22 protein-coding genes are annotated in these 20551 nt (G+C 40.6%); 8 read left to right on the top strand and 14 right to left on the bottom strand.

Going from position 1 to position 20551, the window contains the following annotated elements:
• Positions 1 to 28 precede the first annotated feature (28 nt).
• Positions 29 to 523 (top strand): hypothetical protein, encoded by a 495-nt coding sequence (locus ESA94_RS03450; protein ID WP_129129452.1) that lies wholly within the window; start codon positions 29 to 31, stop codon positions 521 to 523.
• A 63-nt stretch (positions 524 to 586) separates the two neighbouring features.
• A complete protein-coding gene (locus ESA94_RS03445) occupies positions 587 to 1084 on the top strand; it encodes a hypothetical protein (RefSeq protein ID WP_129129451.1) in 498 nt (165 codons plus the stop codon).
• Between the two features lie 5 nt (positions 1085 to 1089).
• Here ESA94_RS03445 and ESA94_RS03440 read toward each other — a convergent pair whose 3' ends face one another.
• Together ESA94_RS03440 and ESA94_RS03435 are read right to left on the bottom strand one after the other, a co-directional pair.
• Positions 1090 to 1725: a L,D-transpeptidase family protein gene (locus ESA94_RS03440; protein ID WP_129129450.1), complete on the bottom strand. Its 636-nt coding sequence runs from the start codon at positions 1723 to 1725 to the stop codon at positions 1090 to 1092.
• A gap of 482 nt (positions 1726 to 2207) precedes the next feature.
• A complete protein-coding gene (locus ESA94_RS03435) occupies positions 2208 to 2630 on the bottom strand; it encodes a DsrE family protein (protein WP_164972629.1) in 423 nt (140 codons plus the stop codon).
• Between the two features lie 694 nt (positions 2631 to 3324).
• Here ESA94_RS03435 and ESA94_RS21345 point away from each other — a divergent pair.
• A complete protein-coding gene (locus ESA94_RS21345; protein WP_164972627.1) occupies positions 3325 to 3474 on the top strand; it encodes a hypothetical protein in 150 nt (49 codons plus the stop codon).
• Between the two features lie 348 nt (positions 3475 to 3822).
• On the opposite strand, the gene ESA94_RS03430 is transcribed toward ESA94_RS21345, so the two are convergent.
• The 5 genes from ESA94_RS03430 to ESA94_RS03410 all read right to left on the bottom strand — a co-directional run bounded on the left by ESA94_RS03430 (position 3823) and on the right by ESA94_RS03410 (position 7465).
• A complete protein-coding gene (locus ESA94_RS03430) occupies positions 3823 to 4344 on the bottom strand; it encodes a hypothetical protein (protein ID WP_129129448.1) in 522 nt (173 codons plus the stop codon).
• 217 nt (positions 4345 to 4561) lie between these two features.
• Positions 4562 to 5092, bottom strand: a complete 531-nt coding sequence (locus tag ESA94_RS03425) for a hypothetical protein (RefSeq protein ID WP_129129447.1) — start codon at positions 5090 to 5092, stop codon at positions 4562 to 4564.
• Positions 5093 to 5311: 219 nt separating this feature from the next.
• Positions 5312 to 5950 carry a hypothetical protein gene (locus ESA94_RS03420; RefSeq protein ID WP_129129446.1) on the bottom strand — a complete coding sequence of 213 codons (639 nt, stop codon included), beginning with the start codon at positions 5948 to 5950 and terminating at the stop codon, positions 5312 to 5314.
• A 110-nt stretch (positions 5951 to 6060) separates the two neighbouring features.
• Positions 6061 to 6645, bottom strand: coding sequence for a hypothetical protein (locus ESA94_RS03415; protein WP_129129445.1), 585 nt, complete (start codon positions 6643 to 6645; stop codon positions 6061 to 6063).
• A gap of 469 nt (positions 6646 to 7114) precedes the next feature.
• Positions 7115 to 7465: a hypothetical protein gene (locus ESA94_RS03410; RefSeq protein WP_129129444.1), complete on the bottom strand. Its 351-nt coding sequence runs from the start codon at positions 7463 to 7465 to the stop codon at positions 7115 to 7117.
• A 46-nt stretch (positions 7466 to 7511) separates the two neighbouring features.
• Here ESA94_RS03410 and ESA94_RS03405 point away from each other — a divergent pair, with 46 nt between their 5' ends.
• Positions 7512 to 7763 (top strand): hypothetical protein, encoded by a 252-nt coding sequence (locus ESA94_RS03405; RefSeq protein ID WP_129129443.1) that lies wholly within the window; start codon positions 7512 to 7514, stop codon positions 7761 to 7763.
• Positions 7764 to 7765: 2 nt separating this feature from the next.
• Here the strand turns inward: ESA94_RS03405 and mqnE are convergent, their stop codons facing one another.
• On the bottom strand, positions 7766 to 8935 hold the full coding sequence (gene mqnE / locus ESA94_RS03400) for an aminofutalosine synthase MqnE (RefSeq protein ID WP_129129442.1): 1170 nt from the start codon (positions 8933 to 8935) through the stop codon (positions 7766 to 7768).
• 108 nt (positions 8936 to 9043) lie between these two features.
• Positions 9044 to 11320, bottom strand: a complete 2277-nt coding sequence (locus ESA94_RS03395) for a M43 family zinc metalloprotease (protein ID WP_129129441.1) — start codon at positions 11318 to 11320, stop codon at positions 9044 to 9046.
• 156 nt (positions 11321 to 11476) lie between these two features.
• Between ESA94_RS03395 and ESA94_RS03390 the strand changes: the two genes are divergently transcribed.
• Positions 11477 to 12733, top strand: a complete 1257-nt coding sequence (locus tag ESA94_RS03390; protein WP_129129440.1) for a nucleoside permease — start codon at positions 11477 to 11479, stop codon at positions 12731 to 12733.
• Between the two features lie 209 nt (positions 12734 to 12942).
• On the opposite strand, the gene ESA94_RS03385 is transcribed toward ESA94_RS03390, so the two are convergent.
• Entirely contained in the window at positions 12943 to 14613 is a 1671-nt protein-coding gene (locus ESA94_RS03385) for a glutamine--tRNA ligase/YqeY domain fusion protein (protein WP_129129439.1), read from the bottom strand.
• A gap of 137 nt (positions 14614 to 14750) precedes the next feature.
• On the opposite strand from ESA94_RS03385, the gene ESA94_RS03380 reads away from it, so the two are divergent.
• Positions 14751 to 15902: a sensor histidine kinase gene (locus tag ESA94_RS03380; protein WP_129129438.1), complete on the top strand. Its 1152-nt coding sequence runs from the start codon at positions 14751 to 14753 to the stop codon at positions 15900 to 15902.
• A 2-nt stretch (positions 15903 to 15904) separates the two neighbouring features.
• Here the strand turns inward: ESA94_RS03380 and ESA94_RS03375 are convergent, their stop codons facing one another.
• Entirely contained in the window at positions 15905 to 16363 is a 459-nt protein-coding gene (locus tag ESA94_RS03375) for a GNAT family N-acetyltransferase (RefSeq protein WP_129129437.1), read from the bottom strand.
• Positions 16364 to 16427: 64 nt separating this feature from the next.
• Positions 16428 to 17666 carry an ornithine--oxo-acid transaminase gene (gene rocD, locus ESA94_RS03370; protein WP_129129436.1) on the bottom strand — a complete coding sequence of 413 codons (1239 nt, stop codon included), beginning with the start codon at positions 17664 to 17666 and terminating at the stop codon, positions 16428 to 16430.
• Positions 17667 to 17984: 318 nt separating this feature from the next.
• Here rocD and ESA94_RS03365 point away from each other — a divergent pair, with 318 nt between their 5' ends.
• Complete coding sequence (locus ESA94_RS03365; protein ID WP_129129435.1) at positions 17985 to 18470, top strand: VOC family protein; 486 nt, start codon at positions 17985 to 17987, stop codon at positions 18468 to 18470.
• Between the two features lie 39 nt (positions 18471 to 18509).
• The gene (locus ESA94_RS03360; protein ID WP_129129434.1) at positions 18510 to 18941 is read left to right on the top strand and encodes a hypothetical protein; all 432 of its coding nucleotides are present in this window, start codon (positions 18510 to 18512) and stop codon (positions 18939 to 18941) included.
• A 20-nt stretch (positions 18942 to 18961) separates the two neighbouring features.
• Here ESA94_RS03360 and ispE read toward each other — a convergent pair whose 3' ends face one another.
• Positions 18962 to 19837 carry a 4-(cytidine 5'-diphospho)-2-C-methyl-D-erythritol kinase gene (gene ispE / locus ESA94_RS03355; RefSeq protein WP_129129433.1) on the bottom strand — a complete coding sequence of 292 codons (876 nt, stop codon included), beginning with the start codon at positions 19835 to 19837 and terminating at the stop codon, positions 18962 to 18964.
• A gap of 85 nt (positions 19838 to 19922) precedes the next feature.
• Entirely contained in the window at positions 19923 to 20513 is a 591-nt protein-coding gene (locus ESA94_RS03350; RefSeq protein ID WP_129129432.1) for a bifunctional nuclease family protein, read from the bottom strand.
• Positions 20514 to 20551: the final 38 nt, after the last annotated feature.

Genomic DNA, 20551 nt, shown 5'->3' with positions numbered 1-20551 from the left:
TTTGCAGCTGGGTATAAAACATCAATTTATGAAAAAAGCAATATTGCTGCTGGTACTTGTTACTGTTTCGGTTATGGTAACGGCTCAATTAAAAGTAAAACCCGATTGTGGTGTGCTTACAGTAGATGTGCACAAGGGCTGGATCAACGAGGCAAAGCCAAATGCCGATCCGGAACAGATAAAAACAAAACTGCCCTGCTTTACTTCGTTTGAAAAAGAAGGTACGACTTCAACCTGTGGTGGCGGCGTTTTTTTTGATGATAAGGGCATCCGGTTTTATACGCAACGTGATTATATTGTTATTACCGATAAATTCAAAGGCAAATTTACTTCTCCTTTATTGGGTGTAAAGAAAGCAGCTATGTTTGCAAAGTATGGCAACCCCAAACTGAAAGATGCCAATTGGGAAGCCTACCAGATGGCATACGGAATAATAGTGGTGTATTACAATACTGCAGCAACAATCAATAAAATTATCATCAGCACAAAAACAACAGATGATATTGATTTGTGTAATCAATAATTGTTGAGCGGAAAGCATGTATTTTTGTTTTTTTAAAATTTGTAGTATTACGCAAACTTTTCTATGAAACATTTCCTCCTGGTTTTATCTTTTGTAGTTGCTGTTACCGGTGCAACAGCTCAGTTAAAAACAAAACCCGATTGCGGATTAATTACGGTTGATGTACACAAAGGCTGGATCAATGAAGCCAAGCCCAATGCCGATCCTGAACAGATAAAAGCCAAGCTTCCTTGTTTTACTTCGTTTGATAAAGAAGGAAACGAATCGGGCTGCGGTGGGGGTGTGTATTACGACGATAAAGGCATTTGCTTTTATGTGCAGCGTGATTATGTAGTGATCACCGAAGCTTTCAAAGGAAAATTTACAGTGCCCATACTTGGCGCAAAGTCGGATGATCTGTTTGTAAAGTTTGGTAACCCCAAAGTAAAAGATGCCAACTGGGAAGCGTATCAAATGGCTTTTGGTATCATGATCGTGTATTACAACATGAAGGGCACCATTAATAAAGTTATTCTCAGCACAAAAGGTGTAGATGAAATTGATCTTTGCAATATCAATTAAGCCCTTTATTTCTGAATGTAAACTGCTGTGCCCGATTTTACATAAAGCGCAAGGTCATCAATATGCGTATTCTTTAACGAAATGCATCCGTTGGTCCAGTTGTAATAACGATCAATAAAATAATCGTTGCCTTTTTCCACACCATGAATGCCGATGCCGTTACCTACGCTCGCATTGGCCGGGATTTGTCCGTTGCTTTTACGGTTGTTAAACCTGCTCATGCTTTCTTTGGTAGGATAGTCGAGCATAAACATTTTTCGCCAGAGCTGATGTTGCTTCGTATAAACAATTTTGAAATTTCCTTCCGGTGTTTTACGGTCGCCCTGCATAAACTTATCTTCCAGTGGCTTTAAGCCAAACACAACAGGGTAGGCAGCAAGTAAACCTTTGCTGTCGTACACCCGTAATTCAAAATCCGATTTATCAATTACAATGCGCACCGGGCCTGTAGCCACACCTGCTGTTCTTGTAAACTTTTGCATTGATCTGATACCCGATTTATTTGCTGTGGAAACCGTTGGCGCAGGATTGTTTTTTTTAACAGCCGGAGCGGTGGTTGTTGATGCTGTTGAATTGGAATTGGTGGAGCAGGATACAAAAAATCCTGTGCTCATAAACAGTGCCGGTAAAAAACGTTTCATAGCATATTGCTTTTAAAAAACAGTTGAAACTTTTTACAACGGAGGATGTGGGTAAAACTGCAGCATTAACGCTGTTAGGCGAAGGCTTATTGTATGTTGATGCAGCAATGTGGACAGACTGTGAACAACAGAAAGAAAGCAACGTACTAACACTTAGTACTGTGGATGCTTGCACAGGTAAAATTGCTTACTGTTATAAACTGAGCTTACGCTTTAGGCGAAGCAGATCTCCAGCGCAAAAATTTAGTAACAGCGTAGATGAGAAAAATAATTCCCATTATAATCCGCATAAATGAGTTGAAGCGGTCTTCACTTGCAAAACGCAAAGCAGTAATAACAAATGCAGCCACAGCAGCTGCAAATACAAAAAGCGAAAGAAAAAGTAAAAATGCTTTTGACCGAAACATAGGCTTGCTTTCAGTAAAAATAAAAAAAACATTTATTGGCCGTTAAGCCAATAAATGTTTTTTAAACCCAATACATTATTTGCTTTCATTTACCACTTTAATATAGCCATAACCTTCGGCTTGTTTTTTTACCAGTTCGTAAATGCCATCGGGTACTGTTTGTATGCCGGGTAATAAATTTTCTTTGTTGATGGCATGTACTTTCATGGCCACTTCGCATACTTTAAAACTGGCTTTATTGGCGGCTATTATTTTCTGGATATCGTCTGTTACCGACGATTTTTCTTTTGTAACCATATTGAGCGATTTGCCATAGAATACCACTTCAATTTTTGCATTGGGATCGGCATCGGTAATAAGGTTGATCCAGCGGATAACCCTTGCGTGTACTTCTGGGTCGGCACTGGTAATATCAAACACTACGTTGTAAGGTTTGTTTTGTGCAATAAGTGCAGCTGTAAAGAACAGCGCAAACAAAAGAGAAAAGAACTTTTTCATGTGATGATTTTTTAATTGATTTAAGCCACATAGTATACCCATAAAAAACAACATTGCTGTTTTTTTGTGAATCAATCGATATTTTTTTATGGGTATTTCATAACCGTTATTTTAAGACATATAAGTTAAGCAATTGAAATTGCTCTGTCAAGGGGAGGAACCGGATGAATTGTGAGGGTGGCTCGTGGAGACAGGAGCCAGGGCGTTAGTCTTGTTTAAACGATGCGCCTAAGTCTGCAACGCTCAGCTTTTGTTCCTTGATCACGACGAGTCGGCGTTGCCAGACATCGTCTTTGAAGTATGGAGACTCGACGGAGAAAGAATGTTATTCGTCACGCCGGAACTGAAGCTGAATAGCGAACCAATGCCGAAGTTTATTCCGTCGCCCCGCCATAGCAGCAAACCCAGTGTTGCCTGTAGTACTTCATTTGTCGAAAGGTTGTGATTGAAAGGCTATTCCAAATAGTCCTTTGTCAAATATCACTCGTATCGTGTCAAATTGTTTTAAGTTCAACCTGTAAATCTTGTCCGTAAGTTTTTTTTCGTTTATTATTTGTTTTGATGCGATGTCATAAGGAATAAAGTTGCTTTTCGTTTGGCCGGTGCCAGCCAAGTAATCAACAATATATGCCTTTTGCAAAGTTTCACGTTTGAACTGCCTGTTTAAAAACAATGAGAAGCCTAATATTACATCTTGAAAAATGAAAAGAAAAAAGCGATTGTCACGCCTGCAGAAATAAAAGTGGTTGTAGATTGCTTTAATGATTTGGCTTTTACAAGTACCAAAACAAAAATTGCACCGCTTGTCACAATGCCTGTCCACAATAGAATTCGTGTCAGATAAGTCTGTTTAAAAGCATTGATGTCGTTGTCTAAATAGTAGTCGCTTTGTCTCGGAACAAAAAGCAAGACAATTGTCAAAAACAATGTCCAGTAAAGGATTTTCCACTTATATTTTGATAGAAACGCTTTCATTTCGTATTGCAGGCAACGAGCAGGTATTGCCGATGGTGGGGAATTAGAATTCCGTCCGCCGGAACAACTGCCAGGCTTTTTGATAAAGTTAAATATTAAGAACTAAAGCTAGGCTTTATTCGTCGAGCCCCGAACCGCAGTACAGCAGGATTACCGCTGCCGATTGCTCCAATGTCCAGCCCCGCTATTGGCAATACCAATGTTGGCTGCAGTGGTTTTAGACTGTCGCCAATTTATTGTTTTCAATAAACTGGTTTGGTCGCTTTAACAGAAAAATTAAAAGCCCAATTGTCAGAAGAACAATTCCGTTAAATAAAAACTCAATTGTTGTGTTATTAAATTTTTGACCAACAAACCAAAATATTTTCTTTAAATAAGTCCAGCCTAAAATGTCGTAACGATAAAGAAAGTATGTCGCAATGAAAGCAATTAAAGAGTTGACCCAGAACCAGTGTCGCTTGATTGATATAACCAATGAAACAATGAATGCTACCAATAAGCCAATAAACCCAGAAACACTCGTCCAAAGTTGAAAATAAACAAGGTCTGACGCTGTCGTGCCATTATTGGTTAAAACATTAACCGTGTCTTGCCCATTTGAATGTCTTACTATGTCAACAAGATTTGTGTTATACAAAAAGGAAAGTGTCTGAAAGGCATGAATAAAAAACCAGAAAGCAACAAAGTGTATTAGAATTTGTCGCCAGTTTATTTTTGCTATAAAATTTTGAAGTGTCATGATATCATTACAGCCAACGTTGAGGGCTTTGCGCAGGCGGGGGATTAGGATTACCGTCGCTCCACTACGTCAGCCCGTTAAATTTACAAATGTTGGTGATTAGTCAAATGTCTCATATTAAGTCGTCAGCCCAGGCTGAAGCCGATTAGGAATACTGAAGCTGAAAGATTATTCGTCAGCCCCAATTGCTGCAAAACCCATGTAGGCAGCAGTGTTGTCAGGGAACGATAATTGAAGCTTCATCGTCAAGCTTACATAGCCCCCATCCCTTATTTCCCAATTGCTGATTTATTTTTTCGAAATATATGTCAAGCTTCTTGTCAAACAATGCGTCAATTAAATCATTGTAGTTGATTAGATCCAAAAGCTTGTCCATATTTACAAGATCGATAATTAAAAATACTGAAGTATCTAATCTGAAAGCTGTGATTTGTTTTAATGCAGCTTGTTTCTCAATTTCATCGTTTTCGTCATCGTCAGAGTCCCAAGGTTTCAAGCTTCGTGGATCAAGCAGATATGTTTTTATATTCTCGGTAAGATATTTATATCCCAAAAGTGCGCCACCACCATAAGGAAATACTTGCTCTTCGTACGATTTCAAAAGCTCCTTTTTATTCTCAGTTGTTTGCGTTTTTAGTGTCGAATAATTGTCTGCTATTTTTTGAAAATATAAAGGATCTACAAATAACAAATGTCCCGAATAGATGTCTAGCTGGAGAGATGAATTGTCAATAGAATATTGCTTCATCGTGATGTTACTTAACATTGCTGCCTACGAGCAGGGCTTTATGCAGGTTTGGAATTATTATTCGTCCGCCCACAACCGCTGCTGATTGAAAAACTGATGTTGAAATTAAGAACTAAAGTTAAAAGTTATTTGTTCAGCCCGAACCACAGATTGGATTTGCAAATAGCTGATGTTACAATGTCAAGCCCAACTTGCATAAAACCTAATGTTGTACGTCGCTTATTGTCGAAGGAATTTAATTATTACTGGTCTGTACTCTTCGTCCTTTTCTTTTAATTCAATCCAATGTTCAGTCGGATTAATATTCAAATAAATTTCTGCATAGTCTCCTTCTTTTTCTCCTTCGTAAAATAGTTTATACTGATTTTCGGTCTTGTATTGTCCACCGTCTTCTGCACCAAGGCTTTTTGCAAATTCGTCAAGATTAACGTATGTAACCGAAACTGAACTTGTAAATTTTAATGTTGTATCAACCTTTTGTTTATAGAGTTTTGAAAGAACTTTTAACAAATTGTCTGATTCAGCACCAATACTTTTTAAAGTTATCCCACTAGCAAAACCTTTGTCGCCCTCTTTTTTCTTAGGAATAGAAACCAATAGCCCTAATCTCTTTCCTTCATATGTGGATATAGCTGTAAACACTTTTGATGTGTCCGTTTCTGAATTTGAAATGATTGAAAGCCTTATGTCAGCTCCCCAACCTTCCTCATCACCGTTTTCTACAAATAATTCTTTTACTGGGAAGGTGTCAGTTTTTTCAACCTGTTTTGTGTCGGAAGATGAAGAAGCATTTGAATTGTCAGAGTTATTACAACTCAAAATTGTCAAAATCAAAATTGTTATTAATGCTTTTGTCATATTTGGAAACGTCTGTTTAAGTGGCGTACAACGGGCAGGGCTTTAAGCGGGTTGGGATTTGCAATTTGTTGATATTTGCTGGTCATGCCCAACTTGCATAAAACCCAATGTTAGGTGCAGTTTATTTGGTCGTATTTAACTTTAATTTCTAGCATTTTGTTGGAAGGAGTTTTGCCTCTATAACTGTTGAACATATTTCCAATCAAGACTTCCTTCTCTATAGCTTTTATTATTGAAAATTCTTCTTTACTCCAAAGCTGTCTGTACCATGCCTTAGTTACAAAAACTAAAGAAAGCCAGCTGTCTTTCCATGTTTCATTGTACCATGGATGTCCAGCCTTGTCAATTCTATTTATAAGTTCAGCCACTCTTGACTTTAATACTTTGCCAACTTCAATATCAAGTTCATCTAAAGCAATAGTTTCTATCGCAATATTTTTAAAAACAACAACCTCAGATATAGATTGCTTTTCAGCAAGTCTCTTTATTTGTCCTATAAAACCATCGCTTAAATATTTGATTTTATATTTTGTCGAAAGTAAATTCTTGGAGAGTTCATAAAACCGACATTTACCTTTTCGTCCTATTTCATAACCAGTGACGAAGCTTTGAATATTGTGAATGTCAACTGGGTTGATGTACATGCCAGTTCTTGTAACAAAATGAATCAGAAAAATTTTATCGTCTTTCGTCATTTATGAAGGTTTGTCCAAATTGCACCTAACGTCCAGGGCTTGCTGCTGTGCTGATATTCCGTAATTCGTCAGCCCGAACCGCTGATGAGTAAAGTTATAAAGTTGATGTTACATTCTTTTGTTCGGCTTTATTCGTTCAGCCCGGACTGCAGATGATAAGCGAACTGGACGATCAGTATATATTCGTCAGCCAGCATAGCAGAAAACCCATGTTGCCTGCAGTCAATGTCATTTGGTAATTTTTCGCAAGTAGTTATTGAATACTTCAAAGTACGAGTATTTGTCAAACTCAAATTTCAGTACATTGTCTCCTTCTTTTATTGTCCAAATGACAGCGGTGTCAGTCTTATCTATGGTTACTGCAATGCCGCCACAATCATAGTCGCCACACTCCGCACAACAATAAATCAATACTTCAGGATTTTCTAACTCTTCCCGATACTTGTCTAAGTACCAACTAAACTCATCGTCAGTCCATGCCGAAGGATATACTTGCCTTATTTCTGTGTCTGAAATTTTCTTTTGAAGAAGTTGTTTTACTTTGATAGGATCTGTTTTTTGGATTTGAACCTAATGCTCCAGTCCTGTTTTCTAAAATAGTTGTTTTTGAATTATAGAAATTGTCCAGCAGTTCTGATAAAGGTTTGTCATTAATGAAATACTCAAGGAATTGTTTTTCGGATTTAATAAGTCCTTTGTCTGTCAGCTTAGTGTTGCCCGAAACATGCATTCCCTTTCTTGAAATTTTATCAAGTGAGTTGATGTCTTTGTCGATTAGCGATCCTTGTCTGTTATATTTTTGAAGTCGTAGGCTGTCCATTTGATTGCAGGCAACACATAAATATACGTACCTTCTTGGTGAAAAAATGACTGATTTACAAATGAAAATTCAACAAATCATAAAACTCAGCTATTACAATCCGGAATTGAAAATTGCATTCAGCCAATGGCGGGAGTTATACCTTTTAAAAGGCGCAAATGATTTTGAGTTGCTTTCAACAGAGGTTTACCAGGGCCAATTGGTCTACCGTTCAAAAGGTTCCCATAAACGTATTTCATGGACGAGCATAAAAAAAGGACTTCTCAAAAAAGAAGTTCTGCTTTATTTGCCTTTTTAATTTCAGTTACTCGAAAATCCTGCCTCTTCTGCAACTGTTACATCGCTGTAATCTTTCACCACATTGTAGAGCGTATCACGTTCAACCGGTTTGCGGTTTACCTGTTTAATCAGCGCCACTAATTGTTCGGTACTCATGGTTGGCGTTTGTTCTTCGCTGCCGGCCATGCTGTAAATTTTAGTGGTATCGTCAATGGTGCCGTCAATATCATTTACACCAAAGCTTAAGGTCATTTGTGCATTGTGTCTGCCCAACATTGGCCAGTAGGCTTTCAGGTGCGGAAAATTATCGAGGAACAAACGGGCCACTGCATACATCTTCATATCTTCTGCAATAGTGCTTTCTGCAACATTGCTCATATCGTTATCCCGGTTACGGAACTTAAGCGGAATAAACGTCTGGAAACCCTTCGTTTCATCCTGCAGTGTACGCAAACGGTTCATATGGTCAATACGGTGTTCAAACTTTTCAATATGTCCGTACAACATGGTTGCGTTGCTGTGTAAACCGAGTTTATGTGCAGCTGCATGAATATTCAACCATCCATCACCATCCACTTTATCGGCACAGATTTTTGTACGGATATCGGGATGGAAAATTTCTGCACCACCACCGGGTATCGAATCCAGTCCATGACTGATGAGTATTTTCAATCCTTCTTCCACACTCACTTTCGCTTTGCGGAACATATAATCGTATTCAACAGCGGTAAAGGCTTTAATGTGTAAACCGGGGCGATGTGTTTTAATGGCTTTCAATAAATCGGCAAAGAACTGCAGATCCATTTTCGGATGCACACCACCAACAATATGCACTTCGGTTACAGGTTGTCCATCGTATTTCTGTACCATGTGCAACATCTGGTCAATGCTCAGTTCCCATCCTTCTTCACGCTTTGCATAAATTTTAGAATAAGAACAGAAGTTACAACTGAACACACACAGATTCGTTGGTTCAATATGAAAGTTGCGGTTAAAATAAGTAGTATCGCCATGCAAACGCTCACGCACAAAATTGGCTAATGCACCTAAAAAGGGGAGGCTGCCTTGCTGAAATAATACCAATGCATCGCTTTCGCTGATGCGTTGATTGTTATAAATTTTATCGGCAATGGTTTTAAGTTCGGCAGAGATACGGTTACTGTTCAAAAGTTCAACAAGTCCTGATTGCATAAGCTGGTATTTAAAGGAAACACTGTTTGTAAAATAAAAACAGCGTAACCCTGCAAAGTTACGCTGCGAATCGGTTCAATGTTGTGCCTTTAACTGCTATCAGGCAGATTAATTGTTGATCTTGATCACCCGGAATGTATCGGCTTTTTTAGAGCGGTACACCACCTGTACGTTGTAAATGCCGCTGTTGAGGTTATCAAGGTTTACTTCAATATAATTTGGTGCGGTGTAATTGCCCGGCTTCTGATACGATAAACGTTTTTGCCACACCAGTTGACCCACCTGGTTGTACACATTGATGTATTCGAGGTTTTGCGGTGCTTCGTAATACTGGATGGCAAAACTTTGTACAAACGGGTTGGGTGTAACCATTACACCTTTGCGTTTAAGATTGGGGTTTACATCCTTTACGTAAATATTAATATCGTCGAGATAAAGATTGTTTTCAAAATTGGTTGTATTGCGGAATACAACCTGTGCATATTGCGCAGTTGCGGCTGCAAAGCTGCCAAGAAAAACACTGTCTCTCCGCCATTGGTTTGCTGTCGGCACAAATGCATCCTGTGTGGATACTTTGCCGGTTGTAATTAAATCGGCGCCCCACTTTTTGTAAACAGAACGGAGTGTTTGTCCGCAGTTATCGGTAACAAAAATTTCCAGTGTATCAACAGGAACACCCACAGCGTTTAACGGATCGGTGTACATCGCAGCTGCAACCTGGAAGGTGAGGAATGCAGAGTCTTTACCTCTTAGTTCGAGCAAAGGAGAAACCATTGCATCCTGGCTGCCATTTACATCGTACTCATAGTTATTAATGAACAGTGATGCTGATCCTGTTTTTGCTGCGGCTGTGCTTCGTTCCCAGGTAAAGCCGTTATCGGGGTTATTGCGTTGCCAGTTTGCCGGTGGAAAAGAAGTTGATTCAAAACCTTCGGTTAACGGAATTGCTGATACGGGGAAAATAACAGCTGCAATTTTTCCGGTGTCGTTTGCTACACGTTCATCGGCACTGCCATTGGGGTTCGATGTATACACTGTAAGATTCGCATTGCTGCCCGTATTAAGCGGCATTGCTGTTAAGGTTATATCGGTAGAGTTGAGCGATGCGAGATTGCCTGTCCAGTTTGTTACAACTGTTGCACCAGTTCCAAAACGTGCGGTGATGGTTAATGCTGTTATTGTTGTTGAGCCTGCATTTTTAATACGCACAACAGGTTGGTAACTGTTGTTGCAGGTGTACACAGTAGTTTGATTGTTTGTACACGGTCCGGCGCTTGCATCAACAAAACGTACAAAACGTGCATCTCTGCCTGCCGCTGTTACAGGCGTACAACCATCGGATGTAGCAAGTGTCTGCATCCACGAAATAGCTGCAAGACTCGCTTCCATTTTTGCATGTTGTTGCGGTGTGTAGAGCACCATTGCACGGTCATCAACATAATCCATATAATTCATCCACATTACACCGGGTGCAGTGGGTGTGCAGATGTCTGTGATGATGCTGTCGGCTGCAGGTGCACCGAAAGTACAATCGAACTGTGTTGGGGTATCGGCAACACCGTCATCATCGCTGCAGCTTTGTGCACCATCACAATTGTTCGGTCCCCAGATATGATCCAGATCGAAGAAGTGACCGATCTCGTGTGTTGCAGTGCGGCCAAGATTATAAGGAGCTAATGCTGTACCACCTTTTCCGAAAGCCTGGTAGTTGTTTACAAAACCACGTTCGTTTAAGGGAATATCATTTAACGATAAAGATGCCTGGTAAGCATAACCTAAAAATCCATCTTCCATCTGGCAAACCCAGATGTTTAAGTATTTGTTGGGATTCCATGCATCGCTTCCTCCCTGGCAGGTAAACTTAACCGGATCACCATCGCCGGGAACAGATACGGTTGATGAAGCTACACGAACAATGCCTGTTGTTCCTTCTCCTGCAGGATCTCTTCTTGCAAGGCAGAATTGCAGGTTGCCTTTACCAAAGCGGCTTTTAAATGCTGCAGGTATGCGGATTGAGTCTGCATTTTTTCCGCCATAATCTGCATTGAGCACATCTATCTGCGATTGTATTTGCGCATCGGTTACCAGCGAAGGGTTTGCTAAAATTACATGCACTACTACAGGTATTGTGATGGTTGCCTGTGTTTGTAAAATGCGTTGCTGCTGCAATACATTGTTGAGCTTTTGATTAATCAGCTCACGGCTTGTTTGCATACGCAGTTTTACTTTCGGGTCTTTGCGTACGGCTTCATCCAGAATAAACTGTGTACCGCAACGATGAAAGCTTTTTACTCTTGCGGGTAACTGTTTTTGTTTTTGTGCTGTGGCCGAAAACAGTAAGGTGCTTACACAAAGCGCAATAAGGACGGTCTTCAACAGATGCATATAAATAGTTGTACAGTGAAAATACGAACTCGGACTGAAATTAGTTGTATGAGTTGGACGAACAGGTCATTTTGAGGTTTAAAGCATTGGGCGCTGTGTTGCAAAAACAGTTATCTTACGTGTTTAATCCATTTTATTCAACTAAAATTATTGTTGATGAATCTGAAGTTTCGTCTTACAGTATTAAGTTTTCTGCAATTTTTTATCTGGGGCTCGTGGTTAATTACCATTGGCGCTTATTGGTTTCAAACCAAGCATTGGTCGGGTACAGAGTTCGGTGCCATCTTTTCTACCATGGGTATATCGGCTGTGTTTATGCCAACCATCGCAGGTATTATAGCCGACCGTTGGATCAATGCGGAACGTTTACTCGGTTTGTTTCATTTATGTGCAGCTGCCGTGTTGATCGCTTTGCCGCAGGTAAATGATCCTGTCACTTTTTTCTGGGTGATGTTGTTGAATATGATTTTTTACATGCCTACCATTGCGTTGGGTTATACGGTTTCGTACAATGCGTTAAAGAATAATGGTGGACATGTAGTGAAAGATTTTCCGCCGATTCGTGTATGGGGCACCATTGGTTTTATTGCAGCAATGTGGATGGTGAGTTTGCTGCACATTGAAACTTCGGCAAGTCAGTTTTATGTGGCAGCAGGTGCTTCGGTTTGTTTAGGTATTTATTCTTTCTCTTTACCAAAATGTATTCCCGGTTTAAAAATAAAACCCGGCAGTCCGTTGGTGGATGTGTTGGGGTTACGAGCTTTTGGATTGTTCCGTCAGTGGAAGATGGCTTTGTTTTTCATTTTTGCGATGTTGCTGGGTGCAGCGTTGCAGTTAACCAATGCTTATGGCGATACCTTCTTACACGACTTTGCAAAAGTGGATGCGTACAAAGATGCGATCGCAGTAAAGTATCCGGCTATCATCATGTCCATCTCTCAAATTTCCGAAACGGTGTTTATTCTTGCCATTCCGTTTATGCTGCGCCGTTTTGGTATTAAGCAGGTGATGTTGTTCAGTATGGTGGCGTGGGTGCTTCGTTTTGGATTGTTTGCATATGGTAATCCGGGTAGTGGATTGTGGATGATCATTCTTTCCTGCATTGTATATGGTTTAGCATTCGACTTTTTTAATATCTCCGGTTCATTGTTTGTAGAAACGCAAAGCGAACCTGTTATACGTGCAAGTGCACAGGGGGTGTATATGATGATGACGAATGGCTTTGGTGCATTGCTCGGCAGTTCTATCAGCGGTGTGGTGATTGATAAATATTATACGCTTGCAAGTGGTGAGAAAGACTGGCCCGGTATCTGGATCGCTTTTGCGATCTATGCATTGATCGTAGCAATATTGTTTGCTGTGTTGTTCCGGCACAAACATAATCCTGCAACATTGGAAAATGTATCGCATTAAAAAGAAACCCCGCCATCGGCGGGGTTTCTTTTTCGATGACTGTTCACCTGAAAGGTGACTGTTCATCTTTTTTATTTTTTGGCGCAGAGAAAGAAGAACGCTGAGGATTTCGCAGAGCAAACTCTGCGTACAACTCCTTTTCTCTTGTTCTCTGCGGTGAAGAAATAGTTCAAAATGTTCATCCTTCGACTGCGCTCAGGATTTCAGCATTATCCCTTCTTCACTTCCTTCGCCCATGCATCTTTCAATGTTACGGTGCGGTTGAAGATGAGTTTAGTTGCGTTTGAATCTTTATCCAAACAATAATAACCTTTACGCAAAAACTGGAAGCGATCGGTTAATGCTGCATCGTTGATAGCTGGTTCTGCATAACCTTTCACCACTGTTAATGAGTTGGGATTGATGTACTCTTTAAAATCGCCTTCTTCACTTGCAGGATTTTCAACACGGAACAAACGATCATATTCTCTTACTTCCACTTCCGCTGCAGTTGCTGCATTTGCCCAATGCAAGGTTCCTTTCACATGAATACCACTTGTATCGCTGCCGCTCCTGCTTTCAGGAATGTACGAGCAATGAATAGCAGTGATGTTACCTGCATCATCTTTCAATACTTCATCACATTTAATGATGTATGCACTTTTTAAACGAACCATTTGTCCGGGAGCCAAACGGAAATATTTCTTCGGCGGATTTTCCATGAAATCATCTGCTTCAATTAATATTTCCCTGCTGAAAGGAATAGCACGTGTGCCGCCGTTCGGATCTTCAGGATTGTTTTCTGAGCTGAGTAATTCTGTTTGCCCTTCAGGATAGTTGGTGATGACGAGTTTGATTGGGTTGAACACCACCATACGGCGGAAAGCAACCTTGTTCAAATGTTCCCGTACACAAAATTCCAGTAAACTGAATTCAATTAAGTTATCACGCTTGGCTACACCAACACGCTCAGCAAAATCACGAATGCTTTCAGGAGTATAACCTCTGCGGCGCAAACCACTGATGGTAGGCATACGTGGATCGTCCCAACCTGTTACATGATCTTCATTCACCAACTGCAGTAGTTTGCGTTTACTCATTACCGTGTAGTTGAGGTTGAGTCGTGCAAACTCGTATTGACGAGAAGGGAATATTTCAAGTTGATCGATACACCATTCGTACAACGGACGATGCGGAATAAACTCCAACGTACAGATAGAGTGGGTGATCTTTTCAATCGAATCACTTTGTCCATGTGCAAAATCGTACATCGGGTAAATGCACCATGCATCACCAGTACGGTGATGATGCGCATGTTTGATGCGATAGAGAATAGGATCACGCATGTGCATGTTCGGCGATGTCATATCGATCTTTGCACGAACTACTTTTTCGCCGTCTTTATATTTTCCTGCACGCATATCTGCAAACAATTGCAGATTTTCTTCTACACTGCGTTCGCTGTATTGGTTGCGTGAACCCGGTTGTGTGGGTGTGCCTTTTTGTTTCGCTATTTCTTCACTCGTGCTGTCATCCACATACGCCAATCCTTTTTCAATCAGCTTCACTGCAAATGCATAGAGCTGTTCAAAATAATCAGATGCATAAAATTCATTGGCCCAGTTAAAACCTAACCATTGAATATCTTCTTTAATGCTCTCCACATATTCTGTATCCTCGGTAACAGGATTGGTATCGTCGAAACGGAGATTGGTCTTACCATTGTATTTAATACCCAAACCAAAGTTTAAGCAAATACTCTTTGCATGACCGATATGCAGGTAACCATTCGGCTCCGGAGGAAAACGGGTGAGGATGCTTTGGTGCTTCCCGGTCTTCAGGTCTTCTTCAATGATCTCTTCAATAAAGTTCAGACTTTTCTCTTCTTTCAGTTCGCTCATACAGTTTTACTTATAAGCTGCGAATTTACGGCCATTCGGGTAGCTGGCAAAAGGGAAAGCCGGTAAAATAGGGCGATACATTGGATTAACATATTTGAATTGAGTTTTCAATTAATTTACGGCCAAACGTCCTCTGAATGCTCATTGCACAATTACCAACAGATGAAGAACTGCGTTTGCAGGATCTTTTTTCTTACGATATACTCGACTCCGAATCAGAAAAAGAATTTAACGACCTGGTGGAGCTGGCTGGACAGATCTGCCATTGCCCGATGTCGATGATCACATTTATTGAAAGAGACAGGCAGTGGTTCAAGGCAAGACTTGATCCCGGGCCAAGAGAAACAACAAGAGATGAGGCTTTTTGTGCACATGCTATTTTACAGAGTGATGTGATGATAGTGGAAGATGCACGGCTCGATGAACGCTTTCATGATAATCCCAATACACTCGATCCAACTTCGCCTGTACGTTTTTATGCAGGTGCACCTATTGTATCACCAACAGGTTATAATCTCGGCACCTTGTGTGTAATTCATAATGAACCACGCAAACTAACCGTAGAGCAGGAACGTGCTTTGGAAATTTTATCGGCACAAATTACACGATTACTTGAGTTAAGAGCAAAGAATAAACGAATCCGCAACAGGGCAGAACAGATCATTGATTTAAAAGACAAAACTGTAAATGCTGTGCTGGCCGATCAGGATCAGCAACAACAGCAAATAGCAGAACAGCTGCACGAACAGATTGCACAGGAAGCAGCGGCCTGCAAGTTGTTTATACGCATGGCAGAAGACAGCGAAGAACAACGAAGTGATTACCTGCATACTGCCAATACCTATCTTGAACAGATCATTAACGATCTGCGGAAACTTTCAAACAAGATCAATCCTTCTGTGTTGCTGAGCATACCTGTAGAAGATTTGCTGATCGATCATGTGCGGAAGTTGAATGAAGAAGTTTCTTTTGAATTGAAATTAAAAGTAACAGGTTCGTCTGTTGCTTTGCCTGTTGAAAAAACAGTTATGCTGTTCCGCATATTTGAAAAATGGGTACAGGTATTAAAGAAACGTAGCGCTGTTCAACAGGTAAATATTCATCTTGTATTAACAGACCGTATTGAATTAGCAGTGGAAGATGATGGAGAGAAAAAGGACTTTAGCGTTGCTGAAAAAGAAATTGTTGCTGCCGGCATTGATGCAAGAGTGCGAAAAGCAGGAGGTACAATTAAACTGGTAACAGGTATTTCAAATGGTAATATTCTTTCGATTGAAATACCCGTGTAAGATTATGCAAGATTAATACGGTAAGTATAAAAATCAGTTTCAGGTTCTTCCTTTTTAAAACCGATCTGTTCGTACAGGCTTTGTGCAGTGTAATTGTCAACTGCTGTTGAAAGCTGAACGAATGTTGCGTGATTTTCTTTTGCAAAGGTCATCGCAGTTTGTATCAGTTGCTCGCCGATTCCCTGCTTGCGGTAAGCCTGCTCCACATACAGATCGTTCAAAATCCAGTTCTTCACCACACGAACAGATGAGTAAGTGGGGTAGAGTTGCGTAAAGCCAACGGGCACTGCGTTTTCTTTATCCATTGCAACAAAGATCACCGATTCGTTATTGTCTAATCTTGCCTGCAAAAACTGTTTACCTGTTTCGATGTCGGATTCTTTTTTGTAAAACACCCGATACTTATCGAAGAGTTCTGCAACCAGGTGAACCTGTGTATGATCGATTCTGATTATTTCCATTTCAGTTGATGTTTGAATTTAAATATGCCATACTTGTATTGCTAACAGCTCAAAGCTGATGGCTTTATTTCAGTATCTCCAAACTCTTACTGATAATTCCCACACATTCATGTATCTGTTCTTCGGTAATGACCAACGGGGGAGCAAAACGAATCTTATCGCCATGCGTCGGTTTTGCAAGTAGTCCATTTTCTTTCATTTCCATGCAAAGCTCCCATGCTGCCTCGGGGTTACTGTGTTTAATAACAATAGCATTGAGCAAACCTTTGCCACGGATAGTTTCAATAAAAGGTGAATTGAGTTTTGCCAGTTCTTCACGCAACAATGCGCCAAGTTTTTCTGAACGTTCTGCCAACTGTTCATCTTTTAGAATTTGCAATGAAGTAATTGCGACAGCACATGCCAATGGGTTTCCGCCATACGTACTTCCATGTTCACCGGGTTTAATGCCGAGCATGATCTGATCATCGGCCAGCACTGCACTAACAGGTAACATACCACCGCTGAGTGCTTTACCTAAGATCAAAATATCCGGACGAACATTTTCATGATCACATGCCAGCATTTTTCCAGTGCGGCAAAGACCTGTTTGTATTTCATCGCCAATGAACAATACATTGGCTTCGGCACAATATTGTTTTGCAGTTGATAAGTAGCCTTCTTCGGGAACAACTACTCCTGCTTCACCTTGAATTGGTTCAACGAGGAAACCACACACATCTTTATCGTTCAATGCTTCTTTCAACGCTTCAAGATTGTTGTAAGGAATTACCTTAAAGCCCGGCATATACGGTCCAAACTTTGAATAAGAAGAAGGATCGGTGCTGAACGAAATCACCGTGCTTGTTCTTCCGTGAAAGTTTTCAGCACATACAACGATCTTGGCTTTATTGTCTTCAATGCCTTTTACTGCATAACCCCAACGACGTGCAAGCTTGATCGCTGTTTCCACTGCTTCCACACCGGTGTTCATGGGCAACACTTTATCGTAACCAAAATATTGCGTGATGTATTCTTCATACTCACCCAACAGGTTATTATGAAATGCACGTGATGTAAGTGTAAGCTTTTGCGCCTGCTCAATCAACGATGCCACAATGCGTGGGTGACAATGCCCCTGATTAACGGCTGAATAACCACTGAGAAAATCGTAATAACGTTTACCGTCAACATCGTACATAAACACGCCTTCGCCACGTTGCAGCACAACAGGCAATGGATGATAGTTGTGTGCGCCGAACTGTTCTTCTTTATCGATAAAATATTGTGTATTGGCAGATGTTGCTGCAATAGAAGTATGCATGAGAAAATAAATAATGAGTGATGAATGATGAGTGATGAATGATGAGTGAATGCAAATGAATGATCAGTGATACTGATCAGAAACAGGGCTCAAAACTTAGTGGTTGAGCAGGTCGAGATTTTGTTTGAGGAAGGAATGTTGCTGTTTCATTGCAGAACAAATTTACTGGCTTAACTTGAAACTGTTACGATTTTTTTTGAACGTCACTGCGAGGAACAGCCTGCCCCGCTTTACGGGGAAGCAGTCTTACATGAGCAGATTGCTTCGCAGGCTCGCAATGACGACCGTTAACTCAGAAACATTTTTAAACTTACAGTTATGAGCTATATCGTTCCTGCACAAACACGTATTGGTCATGTGCATTTGAAAGTATCCGACCTTGATCGTTCGTTAGCTTTTTATCATGAACTGCTGGGCTTTGAAATTGTGCAACGTTATGGTTCGCAGGCCGTGTTTATTTCTGCAGGCGGGTATCATCATCATATCGGTTTGAATACCTGGCACAGCAAGGGGGCTGGGCCTGCGCCGGTAAATGCACCGGGGCTGTATCACACAGCTATTCTTTATCCCACTCGCAAAGATCTGGCGGTGATCTTGAAACGATTGCTTGAAGCGAAATATCCATTGACCGGAGCATCGGATCACGGTGTGAGTGAAGCATTGTATTTGGATGACCCCGATGGAAATGGTGTTGAATTGTATTGGGATAAACCCAAAGAGCAATGGCCGTTTGATGCAAATGGACAATTAGAAATGGTTACGAAGAGATTGGATTTGGAAGGGTTGTTGAAGGAGGCGGAGTAAGCTTCTGTTACAGGTTATAATTTTATTGAAATAGAATTGATGAAAAAAGGGTTGTATTTGATCGTTGCAATTGTTTTAAGTGTTGGCTCTTTTGAATTTGTAAAAAGGACATTCAAAGAGTTTTACTATCTGCGAAACTTCGAGTATAAACGTGCCTCGACTTCTAGTATAATTATAAGAAATAGTATTGATGCTGATGTTTCTTATGATTACACTTTTGAGTATCAGTACGGAGATAGGCATTTTTCATTTGAACATATAGCAAAGTCTGACTTAGGATATAAAAAAGGAGATAGTGTTACCATTAGAGTTTCACAGGTAAATAAGAATTATGCAACTTTCAAAAGCTACGACCAACAATTGCTTGACCTGCTATTAGTGATTGTTATAATAATTCTTCTCATTGTCTTTTGGGTTAAAGTAATCTTTGCTTTTCGGGAGAAACCGAAAAGGAACATAATTGAAGATTGATTTATTGAATGTGATGCAGATTAAATAATCTTAAAGAAATAAGTTTGATCAAACTTCAACTCCGGTTCTCTCTCAAACATCCCAAACACCGTACTGCCACTTCCCGTCATGCTTGCATAAACAGCGCCTGCATCATACAACTGTTGTTTGAGCGCTGCAATCTCCGGATGTGCTTTGCTTACCGGTTCTTCAAAATCGTTGATGAGTTGTTCTTTCCAGGTGGAGATGGGTTGTTGAATGATTGTTCGCAGGTCGGCCCACGTTTCGTGGTCTGACCTTAGTTGAAGTTGCGTAAATGCCCAACCTGTATTTACATGAATGCCCGGATTCACAATAGCAAAACGATAAGCAGAGAGATCAAGAGCTATCGGCTCCAGTAATTCACCTCTGCCTGTTGCATAACAAGGTTTATTCAAAATAAAGAACGGGCAATCGCTGCCTAACTGCAATGCATAAGCGATCAGTTGTTCATCCGTTAAGTTCAGCTGAAATTTTTCATTCAATAATTTCAATGCAAAAGCACCATCAGCACTGCCACCGCCCAAACCTGCACCCATGGGTATAGCTTTGTGCAAATGCATCTGCACAGGTGGGAGCGTAGGGAAATCTTTTTTCAGTAAATGATAGGCTTTAACGCAGAGGTTGTTTGCTTGGTCGCCTGCAATTTCTAAACCTGTTGAGGAGAAATCGATTGAAGATTCGTGAGTGGTGAGTGGTGAGTCGTCAGAGGTCTTACTATCGTCTGTCGTCAATCGTCCATCGTCTCTTCTCACTACTTCCAACGCATCTTTCAACGGCAAAGGATAAAATACAGTCGCAAGATCATGATAACCATCTTCCCGTTTGTTGAGGATCTGTAAACCGAGATTGATTTTGCAATTGGGAAAAGAGAGCATTAATTGATAATTGGGTAATTGATAATGGATAATAATCTTGAAGTTACAGGCATAAAAAGAATTATCAATTATCCATTTAAAACAATTATTTTTTCCTGTTCGAGAGCTCGTCACGGATGGCAATAGCACGGATATAATCTTCCTGCTCCAGTACATCGTTGAGCAGGGTTTGCAGTTCTTCAATGCTCATCGATTTCAAGTCTTCTTTGTCGCCGCTTTCTGTAGTTGAAGTAACTGCAACTTCTTCTTCTTTTTTCTTCTCTTCATCTTCCATTAAAATACCGGCACTTTCAAGAATATGCTCGTAAGTATAAATGGGGCAGCCAAAACGAACGGCCAAAGCAAGGGCATCGCTGGTGCGACTGTCGATCTCCACCGTATCATGATCAGTTGAGCAAAGAAGTTTGGAATAGAAGATGCCTTCCTGCAGATCGTTGATCACAATTTCATGCAGCTCTACATTAAAAGCCATCATGAAATTCTTCATCAGGTCGTGGGTAAGGGGGCGACTGGGTTGCATACGTTCAAGCGCCACAGCAATGGCTTGTGCTTCAAAACCACCAATTACTATCGGCAGACGGCGCATTCCGTTTACTTCTCCCAACACCACGGCGTAGCTGTGCGTTTGGGTAATGCTGTGCGAAAGGGCAACTATTTCCAGTTCGATCTTTTTCATAACCTGTCGGCAAATTTAAGGGCTTTGTCGTTAAAATC

It is taken from the genome of Lacibacter luteus (assembly GCF_004118265.1).
GTDB classification, from domain to species: Bacteria; Bacteroidota; Bacteroidia; order Chitinophagales; family Chitinophagaceae; genus Lacibacter; species Lacibacter luteus.
The sequence above is the reverse complement of the archived record's forward strand: the minus strand, read 5'-3'. Positions and strand labels throughout refer to the sequence as shown.

Coding starts and splice junctions, on each gene's coding strand:
- ESA94_RS03375 (WP_129129437.1), bottom strand. CDS start 16,363: ATGGAAATAATCAGAATCGATCATACACAGGTTCACCTGGTTGCAGAA.
- ESA94_RS03420 (WP_129129446.1), bottom strand. CDS start 5,950: ATGACAAAAGCATTAATAACAATTTTGATTTTGACAATTTTGAGTTGT.
- ispE (WP_129129433.1), bottom strand. CDS start 19,837: ATGCTCTCTTTTCCCAATTGCAAAATCAATCTCGGTTTACAGATCCTC.
- rocD (WP_129129436.1), bottom strand. CDS start 17,666: ATGCATACTTCTATTGCAGCAACATCTGCCAATACACAATATTTTATC.
- ESA94_RS03450 (WP_129129452.1), top strand. CDS start 29: ATGAAAAAAGCAATATTGCTGCTGGTACTTGTTACTGTTTCGGTTATG.
- ESA94_RS03410 (WP_129129444.1), bottom strand. CDS start 7,465: ATGGACAGCCTACGACTTCAAAAATATAACAGACAAGGATCGCTAATC.
- ESA94_RS03380 (WP_129129438.1), top strand. CDS start 14,751: ATGCTCATTGCACAATTACCAACAGATGAAGAACTGCGTTTGCAGGAT.
- ESA94_RS03445 (WP_129129451.1), top strand. CDS start 587: ATGAAACATTTCCTCCTGGTTTTATCTTTTGTAGTTGCTGTTACCGGT.
- ESA94_RS03440 (WP_129129450.1), bottom strand. CDS start 1,725: ATGAAACGTTTTTTACCGGCACTGTTTATGAGCACAGGATTTTTTGTA.
- ESA94_RS03360 (WP_129129434.1), top strand. CDS start 18,510: ATGAAAAAAGGGTTGTATTTGATCGTTGCAATTGTTTTAAGTGTTGGC.
- ESA94_RS03365 (WP_129129435.1), top strand. CDS start 17,985: ATGAGCTATATCGTTCCTGCACAAACACGTATTGGTCATGTGCATTTG.
- ESA94_RS03415 (WP_129129445.1), bottom strand. CDS start 6,645: ATGACGAAAGACGATAAAATTTTTCTGATTCATTTTGTTACAAGAACT.
- ESA94_RS03430 (WP_129129448.1), bottom strand. CDS start 4,344: ATGACACTTCAAAATTTTATAGCAAAAATAAACTGGCGACAAATTCTA.
- mqnE (WP_129129442.1), bottom strand. CDS start 8,935: ATGCAATCAGGACTTGTTGAACTTTTGAACAGTAACCGTATCTCTGCC.
- ESA94_RS03395 (WP_129129441.1), bottom strand. CDS start 11,320: ATGCATCTGTTGAAGACCGTCCTTATTGCGCTTTGTGTAAGCACCTTA.
- ESA94_RS03390 (WP_129129440.1), top strand. CDS start 11,477: ATGAATCTGAAGTTTCGTCTTACAGTATTAAGTTTTCTGCAATTTTTT.
- ESA94_RS03385 (WP_129129439.1), bottom strand. CDS start 14,613: ATGAGCGAACTGAAAGAAGAGAAAAGTCTGAACTTTATTGAAGAGATC.
- ESA94_RS03435 (WP_164972629.1), bottom strand. CDS start 2,630: ATGAAAAAGTTCTTTTCTCTTTTGTTTGCGCTGTTCTTTACAGCTGCA.
- ESA94_RS03405 (WP_129129443.1), top strand. CDS start 7,512: ATGACTGATTTACAAATGAAAATTCAACAAATCATAAAACTCAGCTAT.
- ESA94_RS03350 (WP_129129432.1), bottom strand. CDS start 20,513: ATGAAAAAGATCGAACTGGAAATAGTTGCCCTTTCGCACAGCATTACC.
- ESA94_RS03425 (WP_129129447.1), bottom strand. CDS start 5,092: ATGAAGCAATATTCTATTGACAATTCATCTCTCCAGCTAGACATCTAT.